The sequence below is a fragment of the Streptomyces lacrimifluminis genome, assembly GCF_014646095.1.
Lineage (GTDB): Bacteria > Actinomycetota > Actinomycetes > Streptomycetales > Streptomycetaceae > Streptomyces > Streptomyces lacrimifluminis.
Window position 1 is genome coordinate 17,827 of the sequence record NZ_BMMU01000061.1, and the last position, 717, is coordinate 18,543.

The 717-nt window shown below is 70.9% G+C and carries 1 pseudogene; it reads left to right on the forward strand.

The features are described from left to right. Nucleotides 1-14 precede the first annotated feature (14 nt). Nucleotides 15-717 (forward strand): annotated as a pseudogene (locus tag IEY89_RS38860) (hypothetical protein); the annotation flags it as partial.

Below are 717 nucleotides of genomic sequence, written 5' to 3' on the forward strand. Positions count from 1 at the left end.
ACACCGTCTCGGCGGTGCTCATCGTGCTTACCTGCGTCCTGGTGCCGGTCGCGCTGCTGACGGTGTGGGTGCACGACATCGCGCTGGACACCGACCGGTACGTGGAAACGGTCTCGCCGCTGGCCTCGGATCCGGCGATGGAGGACGCGGCGGTCAAGCGCATCACCGAGGCCGCGGACGTCCGGGTGGACGGCAAGCGGGCAGCCGCGGACATCGCCGCCTGGCTGCAGTCGCAGGGACTGCCACCGCGGGCGGCGCAGTCCCTGAAGGGGCTGGGCCCGCAGCTCGATTCCGCGGTCAACGACACGGTCGAGAAGGTCGCCACCCGCTTCGTGCGCGGCGACCGCTTCGAGCGGATCTGGACGGACGCCAACCGGGCCGCCCACAGCGCGGTCGTGCACGCACTCACCGGAGAGGGCCGTGGCGCCGTGGGCACGAGCGGAGGGACGGTCACTCTCGACGTGGGCGAAGCCGTCGACCAGGTCCGGCAGTCGCTGGTGGACGCCGGTCTGTCTCCGGCCGCCAAGATCCCCGACGTCGACAGGCGGATGGTGCTCTTCGAGTCCGACCAGCTGAAGAAGATCCGTAAGGGCGCCCATCTGCTGGACGTGATCGGGAACTGGTTTCCCGTGCTCGTCGTGGTGATCGGCGTGTGTGGTGTGCTGCTGGCCCACCGGCGCCGCCGTGCCCTGGCCCGTACGGCTCTCGGCGCGGCCT